This is a genomic window from uncultured Aliiroseovarius sp. (genome assembly GCF_947497285.1).
Lineage (GTDB): Bacteria > Pseudomonadota > Alphaproteobacteria > Rhodobacterales > Rhodobacteraceae > Aliiroseovarius.
Window position 1 is genome coordinate 204,206 of the sequence record NZ_CANMFT010000006.1, and the last position, 16,707, is coordinate 220,912.

Below are 16,707 nucleotides of genomic sequence, written 5' to 3' on the forward strand. Positions count from 1 at the left end.
GCCCCCTAACGGTCGCGGCTTACGCCTTTTCGTTGTCAGTCTCGGGGGTCACGTCTTTGGCAACCTCAGAGGCTTGCTCTTCGATTTCCTTCTTGCCGTCGTCGACGCCTTTTTTGAAGGCTGTGATGCCTTTGCCCACTTCGCCCATCAGCGACGAGATCTTGCCGCGGCCGAACAGAACCAGCACGACGACAGCGATCAGCAGAAGGCCCGGAAGGCCGATATTGTTGAGCATGTTATTCTCCCTCATAGGAGGGGCGCATGGCCCGTCCTCTTGTATAACGCCCGAAACATTTATTGCTTCGCGCGGCAAGTTCAAAGCCCCAAAGCGAAAAACTGCACCGAAAAACATGAGAGAAATGCGCGCAGGGGCCTTGATCGCGTCTGTGTCATGATAGAAATCGGTGGCTCGCGTGGCAAGGTGGCGCCACGTCGCGTCCGCTGGACAAGCGATTCTCAGCCCTAATCAGGCACGATTTTCAGGCGCGGGGCGAACGGGTCGGGGCGGGGCGAGGCAGATCAGCCTTGCGGCGCCTCTGGCCCCGGCTCCAACCGGTGCGGAAAGACGAAACAGCGATCGCGTCGGATGGCGATCCACAGCGGCGTGCCTTGTTGCGGCAGGAAAACCGACGGCACCGAAGCGGTCAGAATGGTCCCACCATCCTCCATTCGGAAATCAACAAGGCTTTCTTTGCCGATGAACCGCGCACGGTCCACCAACGCACGCGCCCAGACCCCGTGATCGGGGGTCGGGCTTGGACCTTTGCCGCCTCTGTCAAAGTCGATCTTCAAGTGTTGTGGGCGAATGACGATATCGACCCGCGTTCCGTCCGGCATGCCGGGGGCCAGAAATTGCCCGAACGCGGTATCCGTCAGCGCGCCGCGCACCTCTCCGGTGATGACGTTCACGTCGGAAAAGAACGCTGCTGCCTTCAGGTCTACTGGCGCGTTGTAAATGTTGTAGGGCGCGCCGCGTTGCACAACTTGCCCGTCGCGCATCAGCGCGATTTCGTCGGCCATGCGCATCGCTTCTTCGGGTTCATGGGTGACCAGAAGCACCGCCGCGCCCTCGTCTTTCAGAATGCCCAATGTTTCATCCCGAATACCGTCGCGCAGTCGGTTATCAAGGCCGGAAAACGGCTCGTCCATCAGCATGATCGACGGGCGCGGGGCCAGCGCGCGGGCCAGCGCCACGCGCTGTTGCTCGCCGCCGGACAGCTCGTGCGGAAAGCTGTCGATGAAGCGCGCCAGCCCGACCTTGTCGAGCAACGTCCGAACCCGCAACCTTTTTTCGGTGCGCGAGCCCTTTAGCCCGAACGCCACGTTGTCGGCGACCGACAAGTGCGGGAACAGCGCGAAATCCTGAAACATCAACCCGATGTGACGCTTTTCCGGGGGGACGAACACGCCCGGACCGGCCACTTGCTGTCCGTCGATCCACACCTCGCCCGAGGTCTGGCGGTCCACACCCGCAATGATGCGCAGTGTCGTGGATTTGCCGCAGCCCGACGGGCCAAGCAGCCCGGTGACCTGCCCTGCCTGCAACGATAGCGACACGCCACTGACCACTGGTCGCCCGCCGAACTCTCGCACGAGGTCGCGGATTTCAAGCCGGGCTTCGTTGATGCTGGTGCCGTCCATGTTCGCGGGCTGATCCTTAGCTTAGTCCGCAGGCGCGGGTGGATACCCGATGAATTCCATCAGGCTTTTATGGGGCATATCAGCCCCCCTTTTGTCCCGCAAGCCCCTCACCCGATCCGCCGCCAACACGACGCGGCACCCGTCGCCCTTGTCGCTTTCGGCCTAGCATCGCGGCGCGAAACAGCGATGCTGTCCATATCGTCCGAGGGTTTGCATGCGCTTTCTTATTACATTTGCACCGCTTCTATTATCCGTCGTCCTGCTGCAGCTTAGCTCGGGCGGGGTTGGTCCGCTGGACGCGTTGTCGGGGCTGAAGCTTGGCTTCACCAAGGCCGAGATCGGAATGCTGGGGTCGGCGCATTTCGTCGGCTTCTTTGTCGGCTGCTGGTGGGCGCCGCGCTTGATGGGCACAGTTGGTCACGCCCGCGCCTTTGCCGGGTTTACCGCGATGGGGGCCATTGGGCTGCTGGCGCATATGCTGTGGGTTGATCCTGTGCCGTGGGCCGTCATGCGCATCGCGACCGGGCTAAGCGTTGCTGGCGCCTATACGGTGATCGAGGCGTGGATGAACGCAAGTATCACGAACGAGACCCGAGGCCGCGCGATGGGCGGCTACCGGGCGGTCGATCTTGGCGGGTCGCTTGCCGCACAACTTCTGATCGGCGTTTTGGATCCTGCGCATTACGTGTCTTACAACGTGCTGGCCCTGACCTGCTGCGCGGCCATTCTGCCACTTGCCCTGACCCGCACGCCGCAACCCGTGACCCCCAGCACCCCGCGCCTGCGCCCCGCGCTTGCTTGGGTGCGATCGCCCCTGGCCGTCGCGGGCGTCATCGTCGCAGGCATCACATCGGCCGCATTTCGGATGGTCGGCCCGATCTATGGCCAAGAGGTCGGCCTTGCCACGGGACAACTCGCTTGGTTTCTGGCCAGCTTCGTTCTGGGCGGCGCGCTCGCCCAGCTTCCGGTGGGCTGGCTGGCCGACCGATATGACCGTCGCGCGGTGCTGATCGGTCTGTCGATTGCAGCGATCCTAAGCTGCAGCGTCACCGTTATGGCATCCAGCATGGGCCAAAGCGTGGCCTTCATTACCGCAGGGTTTTTCGGCTTCACCACCTTTCCGATCTTTTCGGTCTCCGCCGCCCACGCCAACGACTTTGCCACCAGCGAAGAACGGGTCGAACTGTCGGCCGCGCTGATGTTCTTTTACGCCGTCGGGGCCATCGCGTCGCCCTTGGTGGCCTCGGGTCTGATCGAACATTTCGGCCCCTCCGCCCTGTTCGCCTTCATCGCGGTCGGGCATCTGGGCTTGATCGTGTTCGGTCTGGCGCGAAGCCGGCAACGCCCGACGCGCACCATCCGCACGCCCTATACCTATACGCCGCGCACGTCGTTTTCGATGGGTCGATTGTTTGGCAAGCTGCGCGATCGCGACTAGGCGACAGTGCTGCGACCTGCATGTGATCCGAAACTCTGGCATTGCAGATGGGCATCGCGTATACGGCCCAAAACCGAAAAACACCCCGCAGAACCGGAGCACACATGAACCGCGTCCTTATCACCTCGGCGATCCCTTACATCAACGGGATCAAGCACCTCGGCAATCTGGTCGGCTCGCAACTGCCTGCTGACCTTTATGCGCGCTATAACCGTGGCCGGGGTCGCGAGGTCATGTTCATCTGCGCCACCGACGAACACGGCACGCCCGCCGAGTTGGCCGCCGCCAAGGCTGGCAAACCGGTGGCCGAGTTCTGCGCCGAAATGCACGCGGTTCAGTCCGAGATAGCCGATGGTTTCCGCCTGTCGTTCGACAATTTCGGGCGCTCGTCATCGGACAGAAACCACAAGCTGACCCAGCATTTCGCGGGCAAGCTGGCCGAGAATGGTCTGATCGAAGAAGTGTCGGAAAAGCAGGTCTATTCGCACGCCGATGGCCGCTTCCTGCCGGATCGTTATATCGAGGGCACCTGCCCCAATTGCGGCTATGACGGCGCGCGCGGCGACCAGTGTGAAAACTGCACCAAGCAGTTGGACCCGACCGACCTGATCGACCCCCGTTCAGCCATTTCCGGGTCGACCGACCTTGAGGTGCGCGAAACCAAGCACCTGTATCTGCGCCAGTCCAAGCTGAAGGACAAGCTGGACGCGTGGATCGACACCAAAACGGATTGGCCGGTTCTGACCACGTCCATTGCCAAGAAATGGCTGCACGACGGGGACGGGCTGCAAGACCGGGGCATCACACGCGATCTGGACTGGGGCGTGCCGGTCAAGAAAGGCGACGTTGATTGGCCGGGCATGGAAGGCAAGGTCTTCTATGTCTGGTTCGACGCGCCCATCGAATATATCGCCGCCACCGCCGAGCTTGCCGACAAGCTGGGCGAGCCTGACGCGTTCTGGCACCGTTGGTGGCGCACTGACAAGGGCGCGGATGACGTGCGGTATGTGCAATTCATGGGCAAGGACAACGTGCCCTTCCACACGCTCAGCTTCCCCGCGACCATCATGGGATCGGGCGAGCCGTGGAAGCTGGTCGATTACATCAAGTCGTTCAACTACTTGAACTATGACGGCGGGCAATTCTCGACCTCCAAGGGACGCGGCGTGTTCATGGATCAGGCCCTGTCGATCCTGCCTGCGGATTACTGGCGCTGGTGGCTCTTGTCCCACGCACCCGAAAACTCGGACAGTGAGTTTACGTGGGAAAACTTTCAGGTCAGCGTGAACAAAGACCTGTCGGACGTGCTGGGCAACTTCGTCAGCCGCGTCACCAAGTTCTGCCGCTCGAAGTTCTCGGAAGCCGTGCCGGATGGTGGCACCTATGGCGATCTGGAACATGCGCTGATCGCGGACCTGACCGCCAAAACCCGCGCCTATGAAGGCCATATGGAAGCGATGGACGTGCGCAAAGCCGCGCAAGAACTGCGCGGTATCTGGGTCGCGGGCAACGAATACCTGCAAACGGCAGCCCCTTGGACGACCTTCAAGACCGACCCGGAACAGGCGGCGGCGCAGATCCGTTTGGCGCTAAACCTGATCCCGTTTTATGCCGTGTTGTCGGCGCCCTTTATTCCCGATGCGGCGAACACGATGATGGCGGCGATGGGCGCAGACAACCACGGCTGGCCCGACGATGTGCCCGCCACCCTTGGCGCGCTGAAACCGGGTCACGCTTTCACGGTGCCCGACAATGTGTTTTCCAAAATCTCGGACGAGGATCGGGAAAGCTGGCAGGAACGGTTTGCCGGCACGCGCGACTGATCGGCTCTGCAACACACTTTATATGGCGGGTGGGTGGCGTTTTCACACCACATCTGCCTTTTCCCTTTCCTTTCGGCTAAAACGGATTATCTTCAGGGAAAGACAACAATAACCGGATATTTTGGCCGGACACATGGGTAGCAAGGGCGGCAAGAAAGTGACCATCGCAAAGGGAAAGCAACGGCCTATTCGGCTTTCGCTCAGCGACAAGCGGTCTGTGCGCACGCAATTTGGCGCGCTGCCTTATCGGTTGCACGAAGGACGGGTCGAGGTTTTGCTGATCACAACCCGAGGCACCGGGCGTTGGATTATTCCGAAGGGCTGGCCGATGGATGGCGAAACCCCCGCAGGGGCGGCCGCGACCGAAGCCTTTGAAGAGGCTGGCGTCGAAGGCAAGCTGAGCCACAATGTCCTTGGTTTTTTTGCCTATGACAAAGGTCATGCGGGCGAACGGTTGCCCTGTGTGGTGGCCGTGTTTCCGCTGAAGGTGAAGAAGATACACAAATCCTATCCCGAAAAAGCCGAGCGGCGGCGCAGATGGGTCAGTGCGAAAAAGGCGGCTCAGATGGTATCCGAACCAGAGCTGCGGCGGATGATCAAAGACTTCGATCCAAAGACCCAGACCTAGCCACGACTGCAGGCGAATTGGCGTCGTGCGCCTTGCATGGGCTGGTCAGGATAGCCATATTTGAAAGACGAAGAGTTTTACGGGGCGCGAAATGATCCGCTATGCGTTGAAATGTGATCAGAACCATGGCTTTGAAAGCTGGTTCCAGAACGCCGAAGCCTTTGACGGGCTTCGCGCGGCAGGACATATCAACTGCCCTGAATGCGGATCGGCGAATGTGGAAAAAAGCCTGATGGCCCCCAAGGTGCGTCCAGCACGCGCGGCACAAACGCAGCCGGTACCCGCCCAACAAAAACCCTCCGCGCCGATGGCGGCCCCCAATCCAGAGATCACAGCAGAGATTGCCAAACTGCGCGCCAAGGTCGAAGCCGAAAGCGAATATGTCGGCGGGTCTTTCGCGCAAGAGGCGCGCGCGATGCATTTGGGCGACGTGCCCGAACGCTCGATCTATGGCGAGGCAAAGCTGGCCGACGCCAAGGAGCTGATCGAAGATGGTGTTCCCGTGATGCCCCTGCCCTTCACGCCCAGCCGCAAAGTCAACTAAGCAACGGCGCCACGCACCTGACCTGCATGCACGCCGACGACAGTGTCGCACCCTTTGCAGCCTTGCTCTTTTGCCCCTCACGCCCTAAACACGCCCGGACACAAAAACACAGACGGGGTTCAGGGCTAAGATGCCTATTCTGGTGATGAAATTCGGCGGCACCTCGGTCGCCACGCTGGACCGGATCCACCGGGCCTCGAAACGGGTCGCACGTGAGGTGGCGAACGGCTATGACGTGATCGTCATCGTGTCGGCCATGTCGGGGCGCACCAACGAGCTGGTGGGCTGGGTCGAAGAAACCTCGCCGCTGTTTGACGCCCGCGAATATGACGCGGTGGTGAGCTCGGGCGAGAACGTGACCGCTGGCCTGATGGCGCTGCGCCTGCAGGAAATGGACGTCCCCGCACGCAGTTGGCAGGGCTGGCAAGTGCCGGTGCAAACCACCAGCGCCCATTCAACAGCGCGCATCGAAGACATTCCGCCGGCAAACATCAAAGCCAAGTTCAGCGAAGGCATGAAAGTGGCTGTGATCGCAGGCTTTCAGGGGATCAGCCCAGAGGGGCGCATCACCACGCTAGGACGCGGTGGGTCAGACACCACAGCCGTGGCCTTTGCGGCGGCCTTTGGCGCGGAGCGCTGCGATATCTATACCGATGTGGACGGCGTTTACACGACAGACCCGCGCATCTCGGACAAGGCCCGCAAGCTGGACCGCATCGCCTTCGAAGAGATGTTGGAGCTTGCCTCGCTGGGCGCAAAGGTTCTGCAAACCCGCTCGGTCGAGTTGGCGATGCGCTATAAGGTGAAGCTGCGCGTCTTGTCGAGCTTCGAAGAATATGACCCGGAAGCAGGCACGTTGGTCTGCGACGAGGAGGATATCATGGAAAGTAAAGTTGTTGCCGGTGTCGCCTATCAGCGCGACGAGGCCAAGATGACCCTGATTTCGGTGGCCGACCGCCCCGGCATCGCGTCCGCCATCTTCACCCCGCTGGCTGAGGCCGGCGTTAACGTGGACATGATCGTTCAGAACATCTCGGAAGAAGGTCGCACGGACATGACTTTCTCGTGCCCCGTTGATCAGGTGGCACGTGCGGAAAAAGCAATGGCCGACGCGAAAGCGCGCGGTGACATCAATTTCCACGACATCGTGGCCGACAAGGACGTGGCCAAAATCTCGGTCGTTGGCATCGGGATGCGCAGCCACACGGGCATTGCCGCCAAGATGTTCCAGGTGCTGTCAAACGAGGGCATCAACATCAAGGTCATCACCACCTCCGAAATCAAGATCTCGGTGCTGATCGACCGCAAATATATGGAACTGGCCGTGCAGGCGCTGCACGACGCGTTCGAGTTGGAGAAAGCCTAAGCCGAACTGGCTTTAATGTGTATTGAGAGCGGTCTCGCCGAAGGGCGGGGCCGTTTTTTTTGGGCGGTTCAGACGCAAATTCACCTTCTGTGACGGAACCAAATCAGTATGGTCTTATCGCACTGGTCTCGCTTGTAACCTTGTTCAAACCAAGCTTCGAGATCGCCGTGCATTAACCACCCAAGCCCTTCTTAATCAAATCATATCCGACGCCCCCGGACAGGATCGTCATAATGCCCGCAGCCATACCGCCTGACCCCATGCTTATCAGCACGTCAATCGCAATCGTAGTGGTGCCTACTATCACATCGGTGGCCGCTGCCGCGAGAAACACTTCGGCTTCGCCTGCTGGGGCGTTTGGATCCACACCACCAAGAAAGCGTGCGTTACAAAAGCTTGATTCAACGTCACTTTCTATCAAAAGGTCCTTGTCAATGAATGGAGCTTCAAGTGGCATCGAAACGCGATCAAACAAGGCTTGCTCCACCAAAGCGATTGCAGCGTCCGTCGCGCCAGCTTTCCTAAACTCCGCAACCTCGAAAGCGACGAATTCTTCGATCCCCGTTTCTTGAATCACGTTGGGTTCGGGGTATTCCACCGTTTCGAACCAATTGGCCGTGTTTAGCAAAAGTTCGTCGGCTGCGACTTTGCGAACAAGACCACAGCCGACAGACGCAATGACAGAGACATCGGCATTGGATAGCTCGCCTTGCTTCCAGATTTCCGCAACAACGTTCAGATCAGATACATAGGCCTTGGCGTCGAACGCATCAGAAGAAAAATCCTGCGCGTGGACCTGGCCCGGAAAAACCCAGAGCAAAAGTGAAAATAAGGTGCTCGTAAACCTATGCATGGCGATATTCCCCTCATGGACGACACAATCACCACTTTAGCATGAATATCTGACTGGCTCTATCACGCCTCAGAAGGGGAAAGGCTCGGACAAGTTAGATCCGGGTGCGGAACCTAAATCGTGGCAGCTCTAACCCTAGGCATGTTTGGTTTTTCCCATTGGCAGAGTATAAAATCCGCCTCAGCTCAGGCTTATGCTTTGACGCCACAACAGGCATGTTGCCCAAACACTTGGCACCTGCGCGACAAGTTGCCGTGCTGTACCCGTTTTTCGCCAATCAGGGGCAAGGAGCTTCTGGCAAAGGCCGCGCCTTCGCACTACGATAGGGATCGTCCAAGGGACTGGATGCGCCACCCAAATCGGGGTGGTGTGACTCCGTCCGCGGAAAACAGGGAACGGTAAGAATGGCAGAAAGCCAGCTAAGCGACAGTCGCAAATTGCTTGTCAGCCTGCGCGAAACGCTCGCAGCGGCGTCCAAGGGGCAAGAGCGTCTGGACAGGATCACGTCGTTGATCGCCAAAAGTCTTGGGGTCGAGGTCTGCTCGATCTATCTGTTTCGCGACAGTGAAACGCTCGAGCTCTGCGCCACAGAAGGTCTGAATGCAGAAGCGGTTCACCAAACCCGACTGCGCATCGGGGAAGGGCTAGTTGGTCGCGTCGCCCGTCGCGGGCGCCCGATCAACACCAAAGATGCGCCATCTGAACGCGGCTTTCGCTACATGCCGGAAACAGGCGAAGAGATTTATTCCAGCTTTCTTGGCGTGCCTGTGCAGCGCCTTGGCGAAACGCTGGGCGTTTTGGTCATCCAATCAAAAGATGCGCGCGAGTTCTCAGCGGACGAGCTTTATGGCATCGAGGTCGTGGCCATGGTGCTGGCTGAAATGACCGAACTGGGCGCCTTCGTGGGCGAAGGCGAAGCGATGGGGGCCCTGCACCAGCGGCCCGCCACCTTCCGGGGTGGCATCGGTCAGGAAGGGGCTGCCGAAGGGCATGTCTGGCTGCACGAACCCCGTGTGGTCGTCACCAATCCGGTGGCCGACGATCCCGACGCTGAACTGGTGCGCCTGACAGAGGCGGTTGAAATCCTGCGCGTGTCCGTCGACGAGCTTCTGGCGAACACTTTGACCAAAGACAAGGAACAGATGCAGGTCCTTGAGGCCTATCGCATGTTTGCCAACTCCAAGGGCTGGATGCGGCGCATGCAAGAAGATATCTCACGCGGGTTGTCCGCGGAAGCGGCGGTCGAAAAAGAACAGTCTGCCGCGCGCACCCGCATGGGTCAGGTGCCTGATGCTTACCTGCGCGAAAGGCTTCATGATCTGGACGATCTCTCCAATCGCCTGCTCCGTATCCTGACCGGTCAGGGGAAGGAAACCGGCGCTGAAATGCCTGAGAACCCGATCCTGATCGCGTCCAATATCGGACCCGGAGAGCTTCTGGAATACGGCCGTGGCCTGCGCGGAATCGTGCTGGAGGAAGGTTCGGTTGCCAGTCACGCCGCGATTGTGGCGCGGGCCTTGGCGATCCCGTTGATCGTTCAGGCCGGTCGCATCTCGACCGAGGCGTTGAACGGCGACCACATTCTTGTCGACGGCGAAACCGGGGTGGTGCACCTGCGTCCTGAAGAAACGATCGTGACCGCCTTTCGCGACAAGATGGCGATGGAGGCCGCCCAACAGGAACGATACCGCAGCCTGCGCGACAAACCAGCGATGGGCCTGTGTGGCACTGAAATCAAGCTGCATATGAATGCCGGTCTGATGGCCGATCTGCCGTCGCTTGAAAACTCTGGCGCGGCGGGTGTCGGGCTGTTTCGGACCGAACTGCAATTCCTGACGGTCAGCAAAATCCCCCGGCGCGGCGATCTGGCCGCGACTTATGCCCGCGTTCTGGATGCCGCCAAGGGCAAGCGCGTGACGTTCCGCACGCTCGACATCGGGTCTGATAAGGTCTTGCCTTACATGAACCCGCTGGACGAACCGAACCCCGCCTTGGGTTGGCGCGCGATCCGCGTCGGGTTGGACAAACCCGGTGTCATGCGGATGCAGCTGCAAGCGCTGATCCGCGCGGCTGCGGGGCGCGAGCTTTCGGTGATGTTCCCGTTCATCGCACAGCTTGACGAATTTCGTGACGCCCGCGAGATGCTGTTGACCGAGATCGAACGCGAACGCAACTTGGGTCACATCCTGCCCAAAACTGTCGAAATCGGCGCCATGTTGGAAACACCGTCGATGGTTTTTGCGCCGCAACAGTTCTTTGAGATGGCGGACTTCATTTCGATCGGCGGCAATGATCTGAAGCAGTTTTTCTATGCCGCGGATCGTGAAAACGAACGGGTGCGGCGTCGGTATGACACGCTGAATGTATCGTTTTTGAACCTGATTGAAGAAATCATCACCCGGTGCGAGGTCGCGCGCACGCCCCTAAGCTTTTGTGGCGAAGACGCAGGGCGACCGATCGAAGCCGTCTGTTTTGCCGCCTTGGGATTACGTCAACTTTCGATGAGACCGGCCTCGATCGGACCAGTCAAACACCTGATAAGACGCACGAATATCGGAGACCTGAAAGAGGTCATCGACGAAGCCCGCTTGTCTGGTGCGCAGTCGGTTCGGCCGGCTGTCCTGGAATGGCTGACGCGGCGGCGAACCTAAAATCGCCAAGAAAACGCAAAAAGCTGTGTAAAATTTTGCGCATCTTAGGAGTTTTTTCAGTTTTTTGAACAAAGGTGGAACGGAGAAAAAGGAGATACCTTATGCCGTTCCGCATCCTGTTTACCGGAATTTTCACCGGGTCACTTGCCGCCGCCTTTGCTTTCACACAGGAAAACGGAATGGTGCTGGCAATTTTAGCCTATGCCATTTTTGGTGTGATGACTCTGTTAGGGTTCGGTTTGTTGACCTATGCGGCCCCTAAACGACCTGTGGCCGCACAGACGCCAAACCAAGATCAACCAAGCTCGCGCCATTGGCACGCCTTGGTATGGCCGCAGCAAAGCCAAGGCATTGGCTGGCAGAACCGTCTTGAACGAATGGCGCGCCAAACCACGCCGCCCGTGAATGTCTGCGTGTTCTCGTCGGTCAGGCGCCAGCCGTAATGGGCGTGGTAACGCGCGTCACGACACCTTTGACGCCGTGCCATGCACCACGCGCCACGTCATACCCAAGCACACGTTCGGGGTTGGTTGGCGGTGGCATCTTGATCCCGTCCAGACGTGTGAACCCAAATCGCGCGTAATATGGCGCGTCTCCGACAAGCATCACACGGGTGAGGCCAAGCGCTTGGGCGCGGGCCAGGCTTTCTCGGATCAGCAGTCCACCCAATCCTTCGCCCTGCCGGGTGGGGTGGACCGCGACCGGACCCAACAGAAGGGCCGCATGATCCTGACCTTCTTCGACGATGCGGATCGGCCAATACCGGATAGCGCCCGCCAAAATCCCGTCTGCGTCACGCGCGACAAGCGACAAAGACGCGACCGGAGCGACTTCATCGCGCAACCGATAAGATGACAGCGCCTCGCGTCCGGGCGCAAAGCATAGATCATACAACGCTTCGACTTCCCACCAGTCGTCGTCGGTTTCTTCTGTCAGGTGATACACCTGCTGCCCCTCGTCTTCTGCCTTCCTTTGCTGCTATCACGGCAGGGCGTAAAAAAGGAAGGGAGAAGCACGTGTTCTATGAGCCGAAAAACGGTCATGGATTGCCTCATAACCCGTTCAATGCCTTGATCGTCCCGCGCCCGATCGCTTGGATCACAACCCGCGATGCGGATGGGTCAGAAAACCTTGCGCCTTATTCGTTCTTCAACGGGGTGGCATATGACCCGCCACAGGTCATGTTCGCCACCACTTCGCGCAAATCCGATCGCGCGTTGGGGAAGGACACGATCGACAACATTCAGGCGACAGGTGTCTTCTGCGTGCATATGGTCGGGGAAGACCTGGCCGATGCGATGAACATCTCATCCGGCAGCTATCCACGCGATTCGGACGAAATTGCCCTGGCAAAGCTAGAGCGGGTCGACTGCACGACCATTGCAGCCTCGCGCCTGCCGGCAGCTCCCGCGGCATTGGAATGCAAACTGACCCAGATCACCCGATTGCCCGGCGCTGAAAATCTGGTCTGCTTTGGCGAGGTAACAGGCATTCATCTGCGCGACGATTGTCTGGTCGGGGGGATCTTCGACGTCACCCGCGCACGTCCCTTGGCGCGGCTTGGATATCGTGACTACACCGTCGTGACAGACAAGTTTTCATTGAAACGTCCGGACGAATAGACGGTGTCGCGTGCGCTTGTTAAACTGAAGGCGCACAATGGAGGGTGACATGAACAAAACGGCCTGATTTCCACCTTATGTATCCCCGAAGGAGATCCCATGCCATTTGTCATGCCAGACGCCGCGCGCGTCCACCCCGTTACCTTGCCCGATGGATCAGTCCATCACGGCACTGTCTTTCTAGCCAACGTCATCGACCAGCCAAATATCGAGGTTGGCGACTTCACCTATGCCTCGGATTTCGACCCACCCCCGCCCGAAGGCTGGGCGGCGCGGTTGGCTCCCTATCATTTCCCGATGTCCGAAGGGCGCTTGATCATCGGCAAGTTCTGCCAGATCGCCCACGGGGTGCGCTTCATCACAGCTTCGGCGAACCATGCCTATGCGGGGCTGACAAGTTTCCCCTTTGGCATTTTCGCGCTGGATCAGGAGGAGATGGCGCAACCAGACAGCCGGGACATGCGCATCGGCCACGATGTCTGGCTGGGCTATGGCGCATTGGTTTGCCCCGCGGTGAGCATAGGAAACGGCGCGATCATCGGGGCCGGATCTGTCGTGCGCACAGACGTTCCGGACTATGCCATCGTAGCGGGCAATCCAGCCCGGATCGTCAAAATGCGCCTGCCCACACCTGACATCGACCGGATGAACCGACTTGCGTGGTGGGACTGGCCCACGGATCAGATCGCCCGCGCGCGGATTGCTCTGGAAGCGGGCGATCTGGATGTCTTAGAGGCGTTGGCCCCACCCGGTCGGTGACAGCGCTTAGTGGCTGCCCAGAATACCGGTCTGAACCGAATAGTCGGCGGCAACCTCGTAATCGGGGTCGTCGTCGCTGTCGACCATCAGGTGACCTGCTTTTTTCAGCAATTTGTGGCAATCCCGGCTCAGGTGGCGCAACTGGATCTTCTTGCCGGCCGCCTCGTATTTCAATGCGACCGCCTCGATCGCTTGCAGGGCCGACTGGTCGACCACGCGCGAGCGGGCGAATTCAATGACCACCAGATCGGGGTCACTTTTAACGTCGAAAAGCTCTACAAATCCATCGGCCGAACCGAAGAAAAGCGGGCCCTCCACGTCATAGACCTTGGCGCCATCTTCGTCGCGCGTCACCGCGTGGATACGCGCCGCCGCGTTCCACGCATAGGCCAGCGCAGATACGATCACCCCCACGACAACAGCCACTGCAAGGTCTTCATAGACCGTGACCGCCGTCACCAGCAGGATGACGAACGCGTCAGTCTTGGGCACCCGGCGCAAGATGGTCAGCGAGTTCCACGCAAATGTGCCGATCACCACCATGAACATCACGCCCACCAAGGCCGCCAACGGGATCATCTCGATCCACGATGACGCCGCCACAATGAACAGCAACAAGAACACCGCCGCTGCGATACCAGCGATCCGCGTGCGCCCGCCGGACTTCACGTTGATCATCGACTGGCCGATCATCGCACAGCCCCCCATGCCGCCGAAGAAACCCGTAACGACATTGGCGGTGCCTTGCGCGATACATTCCTGTGACGCGCCACCACGATGGCCTGTCATTTCACCCACAAGGTTGAGTGTCAGCAGGCTTTCGATCAGACCGATTGCGGCCAGAATGACCGCATAGGGCAGGATGATCCAAAGCGTATCAAGGTTGAACGGTGCAAGCAGCGCCGGGGGATAAATCCCCTCGCCCTGCCCAAACGGAAGGTGGAAGCTGGGAAGTCCCCCTTTGATCGAGGCCAAATCGCCCACCGTCGGCACGTCGATCCCAAAGGCAATAACGATCCCGGCGACCAGCCCAATTCCGGCCAGTGGCGCAGGGATCGCCTTGGTCAGTTTCGGCATCCCCCAAATGACAACCATGGTCAGCCCAACAAGACCCAACATGCTGATAAGGGGTAGCCCGGTCAGCCACTGTTCGGTGTTGTCCGGGTTCTTGAACTGGGTCAACTGCGCCAGGAAAATCACGATCGCCAACCCGTTCACAAAGCCCAGCATGACGGGATGGGGCACCAGGCGGATGAACTTGCCCCAATGCATGATCCCCGCGAAAACCTGCAGCAGCCCCATCAAAATAACCGTTGCGAACAGATATTCGACGCCGTGCTCGGCCACCAGCGCGACCATCACGACGGCAAGCGCCCCGGTCGCCCCCGAGATCATACCCGGCCGTCCGCCGATCACCGCGGTGATCAGCCCGACCATGAACGCCGCGTAAAGCCCCACCAGCGGGTGCACCCCGGCCACGAAGGCAAAAGCTACCGCTTCCGGCACCAACGCCAAGGCGACGGTCAGGCCCGATAGGATCTCGATCTTGATGCGGTTGGGCGTCAGCTCTTCGGACTGCGACAGGCGCAGATCGGGGCGTTCAATACGGGCGGCATAACGTGCCAAAAGGGCTCGGGGCATGGGGGCACCTCGTTTGGGGAAATCTGTTCGCGATGTGCGCTGACTACAGGCATTCGGTAGCGTAAACAATGCCCCAAACAGGATACCGACCTGCAATTGCCGCATGGCAACAGGACCGACCGCGCGCTAGGGTGACGCCACTTGGCAAAACGGAGGCTGGCATGGACACGCATATCGGGATCATCGGCGGATCCGGCGTTTACGAGATTGACGGGCTGGAAGACGCGCGCTGGCAGAGCGTTGACAGCCCTTGGGGCATCCCGTCTGATCAGGTTCTGACAGGCACGCTGGACGGTGTGAAGATGGCTTTTCTGCCGCGTCACGGCCGGGGTCATGTGCACGCCCCGTCCGATGTGCCCTATCGTGCCAATATCGACGCGCTTAAGCGTTTGGGCGTGACGGATGTGATCAGCGTTTCGGCCTGTGGGTCGTTCCGCGAAGACATGGCGCCGGGCGATTTTGTCATTGTAGATCAATTCATTGACCGCACATTCGCGCGACCGAAAAGCTTTTTCGGGTCGGGCTGTGTGGCCCATGTCGGGTTTGCCCATCCCACCTGCCCGCGCCTGTCGGCGGCCTGTGCGACGACGGCCCGCAATGCGGGTGTCACGGTTCACGAGGGTGGCACTTATCTGGCGATGGAAGGCCCGCAGTTTTCGACGCTGGCCGAAAGCCGGATGTATCGTGACCAGTGGGGTGCGCATGTGATCGGTATGACGAATATGCCCGAAGCGAAGCTCGCCCGAGAAGCCGAGCTTTGCTACGCCTCGGTCGCCATGGTCACAGACTACGATTGCTGGCATCCCGATCATGACGAAGTTGACGTGGCGCAAGTCATCGCAACCTTGACCGGCAACGGGGGCAAAGCGCGCCGGATGGTGGCCGGTCTGCCGGGACTTCTGGGGGCCGACCGCGCACCCTGCCCGCATGGGTGTGACCGCGCTCTGGACATGGCGATCATGACGGCCCCGGACAAACGCGACCCAGCGCTTTTGGCCAAGCTGGACGCGGTTGCGGGGCGGGTGTTGTGACGATGCGCCCCTTGCGTCACTGATTGGTTTGCGCCAAACCGTATCCGACCATTTCTGCGAAAGGCGTTTCCATGAACAAGGGCAAGACCGTCAAGGACTATATCCGCACCATCGTCGACTTCCCGCATGAGGGCATCCTGTTTCGCGATGTGACGACGCTTTTTGCCGACCCGCGCGGGTTTCGTATGGCGGTCGATCAGATGCTGCATCCCTATGCGGGTATGCAGATCGACAAGGTGATCGGGCTCGAGGCGCGCGGTTTCATTCTAGGTGGCGCGATTGCGCACCAACTGACCCTTGGCTTCGTGCCGATCCGCAAGAAGGGCAAGCTGCCCGGTGCCACGCTGTCACAATCCTATACGCTGGAATATGGCGAGGCGGTGGTGGAAATTCATGACGACGCGATCCAACCCGGCGAGAAGATCCTGTTGGTCGATGACCTGCTTGCGACGGGCGGTACCGCCGAGGCTGGTATCAAACTGATCGAGCGGTTGGGCGGCGAGATCGTCGGTTGCGCCTTTATCGTCGACCTGCCCGAATTGGGTGGGCGCAAGCTGATCGAGGATATGGGCATGGATGTCCATGTTCTGTGCGAATTCGACGGGCTGTGAACCTCTCGTTAACTTCGACTCGCTAATCCTGTTCCTGCCTGACCGGAGTTCAGGCGCTGCTTGCTAGCATGACCAATCGTGCAACGCCCCGCCTCACCC

At 59.7% G+C, this 16,707-nt stretch carries 16 protein-coding genes; 11 read left to right on the plus strand and 5 right to left on the minus strand.

From position 1 onward, the window contains the following. Positions 1-19: 19 nt before the first annotated feature. Both Q0864_RS12375 and Q0864_RS12380 read right to left on the minus strand, forming a co-directional pair. Complete coding sequence (locus Q0864_RS12375; RefSeq protein WP_298570437.1) at positions 20-235, minus strand: twin-arginine translocase TatA/TatE family subunit; 216 nt, start codon at positions 233-235, stop codon at positions 20-22. A gap of 284 nt (positions 236-519) precedes the next feature. After that, positions 520-1,641, minus strand: coding sequence for an ABC transporter ATP-binding protein (locus Q0864_RS12380; RefSeq protein ID WP_298570438.1), 1,122 nt, complete (start codon positions 1,639-1,641; stop codon positions 520-522). 214 nt (positions 1,642-1,855) lie between these two features. Between Q0864_RS12380 and Q0864_RS12385 the strand changes: the two genes are divergently transcribed. The 5 genes from Q0864_RS12385 to Q0864_RS12405 all read left to right on the plus strand — a co-directional run bounded on the left by Q0864_RS12385 (position 1,856) and on the right by Q0864_RS12405 (position 7,440). Next, complete coding sequence (locus Q0864_RS12385; RefSeq protein WP_298570440.1) at positions 1,856-3,079, plus strand: MFS transporter; 1,224 nt, start codon at positions 1,856-1,858, stop codon at positions 3,077-3,079. A 104-nt stretch (positions 3,080-3,183) separates the two neighbouring features. Then, entirely contained in the window at positions 3,184-4,902 is a 1,719-nt protein-coding gene (gene metG / locus Q0864_RS12390) for a methionine--tRNA ligase (protein WP_298570441.1), read from the plus strand. Between the two features lie 133 nt (positions 4,903-5,035). Then, a complete protein-coding gene (locus tag Q0864_RS12395; protein WP_298570442.1) occupies positions 5,036-5,530 on the plus strand; it encodes an NUDIX hydrolase in 495 nt (164 codons plus the stop codon). A 91-nt stretch (positions 5,531-5,621) separates the two neighbouring features. Continuing rightward, positions 5,622-6,074, plus strand: coding sequence for a DUF1178 family protein (locus Q0864_RS12400; protein WP_298570443.1), 453 nt, complete (start codon positions 5,622-5,624; stop codon positions 6,072-6,074). Positions 6,075-6,204: 130 nt separating this feature from the next. Then, positions 6,205-7,440 carry an aspartate kinase gene (locus Q0864_RS12405; protein WP_298570444.1) on the plus strand — a complete coding sequence of 412 codons (1,236 nt, stop codon included), beginning with the start codon at positions 6,205-6,207 and terminating at the stop codon, positions 7,438-7,440. Positions 7,441-7,612: 172 nt separating this feature from the next. On the opposite strand, the gene Q0864_RS12410 is transcribed toward Q0864_RS12405, so the two are convergent. Continuing rightward, complete coding sequence (locus tag Q0864_RS12410; protein ID WP_298570445.1) at positions 7,613-8,293, minus strand: hypothetical protein; 681 nt, start codon at positions 8,291-8,293, stop codon at positions 7,613-7,615. A 404-nt stretch (positions 8,294-8,697) separates the two neighbouring features. Here Q0864_RS12410 and ptsP point away from each other — a divergent pair, with 404 nt between their 5' ends. Together ptsP and Q0864_RS12420 are read left to right on the plus strand one after the other, a co-directional pair. Next, positions 8,698-10,944 carry a phosphoenolpyruvate--protein phosphotransferase gene (gene ptsP, locus Q0864_RS12415; protein WP_298570446.1) on the plus strand — a complete coding sequence of 749 codons (2,247 nt, stop codon included), beginning with the start codon at positions 8,698-8,700 and terminating at the stop codon, positions 10,942-10,944. A gap of 101 nt (positions 10,945-11,045) precedes the next feature. After that, positions 11,046-11,387: a hypothetical protein gene (locus Q0864_RS12420; protein ID WP_298570448.1), complete on the plus strand. Its 342-nt coding sequence runs from the start codon at positions 11,046-11,048 to the stop codon at positions 11,385-11,387. Here the strand turns inward: Q0864_RS12420 and Q0864_RS12425 are convergent. Further along, positions 11,371-11,889 (minus strand): N-acetyltransferase, encoded by a 519-nt coding sequence (locus Q0864_RS12425; protein WP_298570449.1) that lies wholly within the window; start codon positions 11,887-11,889, stop codon positions 11,371-11,373. The two genes, Q0864_RS12420 and Q0864_RS12425, sit on opposite strands and share 17 nt — an antisense overlap. A gap of 71 nt (positions 11,890-11,960) precedes the next feature. Here Q0864_RS12425 and Q0864_RS12430 point away from each other — a divergent pair, with 71 nt between their 5' ends. Both Q0864_RS12430 and Q0864_RS12435 read left to right on the plus strand, forming a co-directional pair. Then, a complete protein-coding gene (locus tag Q0864_RS12430) occupies positions 11,961-12,566 on the plus strand; it encodes a flavin reductase family protein (protein ID WP_298570450.1) in 606 nt (201 codons plus the stop codon). A 99-nt stretch (positions 12,567-12,665) separates the two neighbouring features. Beyond that, positions 12,666-13,325, plus strand: a complete 660-nt coding sequence (locus Q0864_RS12435) for a CatB-related O-acetyltransferase (protein ID WP_298570451.1) — start codon at positions 12,666-12,668, stop codon at positions 13,323-13,325. A gap of 6 nt (positions 13,326-13,331) precedes the next feature. On the opposite strand, the gene Q0864_RS12440 is transcribed toward Q0864_RS12435, so the two are convergent. After that, on the minus strand, positions 13,332-14,966 hold the full coding sequence (locus tag Q0864_RS12440) for a SulP family inorganic anion transporter (protein WP_298570452.1): 1,635 nt from the start codon (positions 14,964-14,966) through the stop codon (positions 13,332-13,334). A 161-nt stretch (positions 14,967-15,127) separates the two neighbouring features. Between Q0864_RS12440 and Q0864_RS12445 the strand changes: the two genes are divergently transcribed. Continuing rightward, positions 15,128-15,997: an S-methyl-5'-thioadenosine phosphorylase gene (locus Q0864_RS12445; protein WP_298570453.1), complete on the plus strand. Its 870-nt coding sequence runs from the start codon at positions 15,128-15,130 to the stop codon at positions 15,995-15,997. A gap of 71 nt (positions 15,998-16,068) precedes the next feature. After that, the gene (locus Q0864_RS12450) at positions 16,069-16,608 is read left to right on the plus strand and encodes an adenine phosphoribosyltransferase (protein ID WP_298570454.1); all 540 of its coding nucleotides are present in this window, start codon (positions 16,069-16,071) and stop codon (positions 16,606-16,608) included. The last annotated feature ends 99 nt before the right edge of the window (positions 16,609-16,707 follow it).

Coding starts and splice junctions, on each gene's coding strand:
- Q0864_RS12400 (WP_298570443.1), top strand. CDS start 5,622: ATGATCCGCTATGCGTTGAAATGTGATCAGAACCATGGCTTTGAAAGC.
- Q0864_RS12410 (WP_298570445.1), bottom strand. CDS start 8,293: ATGCATAGGTTTACGAGCACCTTATTTTCACTTTTGCTCTGGGTTTTT.
- Q0864_RS12395 (WP_298570442.1), top strand. CDS start 5,036: ATGGGTAGCAAGGGCGGCAAGAAAGTGACCATCGCAAAGGGAAAGCAA.
- ptsP (WP_298570446.1), top strand. CDS start 8,698: ATGGCAGAAAGCCAGCTAAGCGACAGTCGCAAATTGCTTGTCAGCCTG.
- Q0864_RS12435 (WP_298570451.1), top strand. CDS start 12,666: ATGCCATTTGTCATGCCAGACGCCGCGCGCGTCCACCCCGTTACCTTG.
- Q0864_RS12440 (WP_298570452.1), bottom strand. CDS start 14,966: ATGCCCCGAGCCCTTTTGGCACGTTATGCCGCCCGTATTGAACGCCCC.
- Q0864_RS12385 (WP_298570440.1), top strand. CDS start 1,856: ATGCGCTTTCTTATTACATTTGCACCGCTTCTATTATCCGTCGTCCTG.
- Q0864_RS12445 (WP_298570453.1), top strand. CDS start 15,128: ATGGACACGCATATCGGGATCATCGGCGGATCCGGCGTTTACGAGATT.
- metG (WP_298570441.1), top strand. CDS start 3,184: ATGAACCGCGTCCTTATCACCTCGGCGATCCCTTACATCAACGGGATC.
- Q0864_RS12420 (WP_298570448.1), top strand. CDS start 11,046: ATGCCGTTCCGCATCCTGTTTACCGGAATTTTCACCGGGTCACTTGCC.
- Q0864_RS12375 (WP_298570437.1), bottom strand. CDS start 235: ATGCTCAACAATATCGGCCTTCCGGGCCTTCTGCTGATCGCTGTCGTC.
- Q0864_RS12405 (WP_298570444.1), top strand. CDS start 6,205: ATGCCTATTCTGGTGATGAAATTCGGCGGCACCTCGGTCGCCACGCTG.
- Q0864_RS12380 (WP_298570438.1), bottom strand. CDS start 1,641: ATGGACGGCACCAGCATCAACGAAGCCCGGCTTGAAATCCGCGACCTC.
- Q0864_RS12450 (WP_298570454.1), top strand. CDS start 16,069: ATGAACAAGGGCAAGACCGTCAAGGACTATATCCGCACCATCGTCGAC.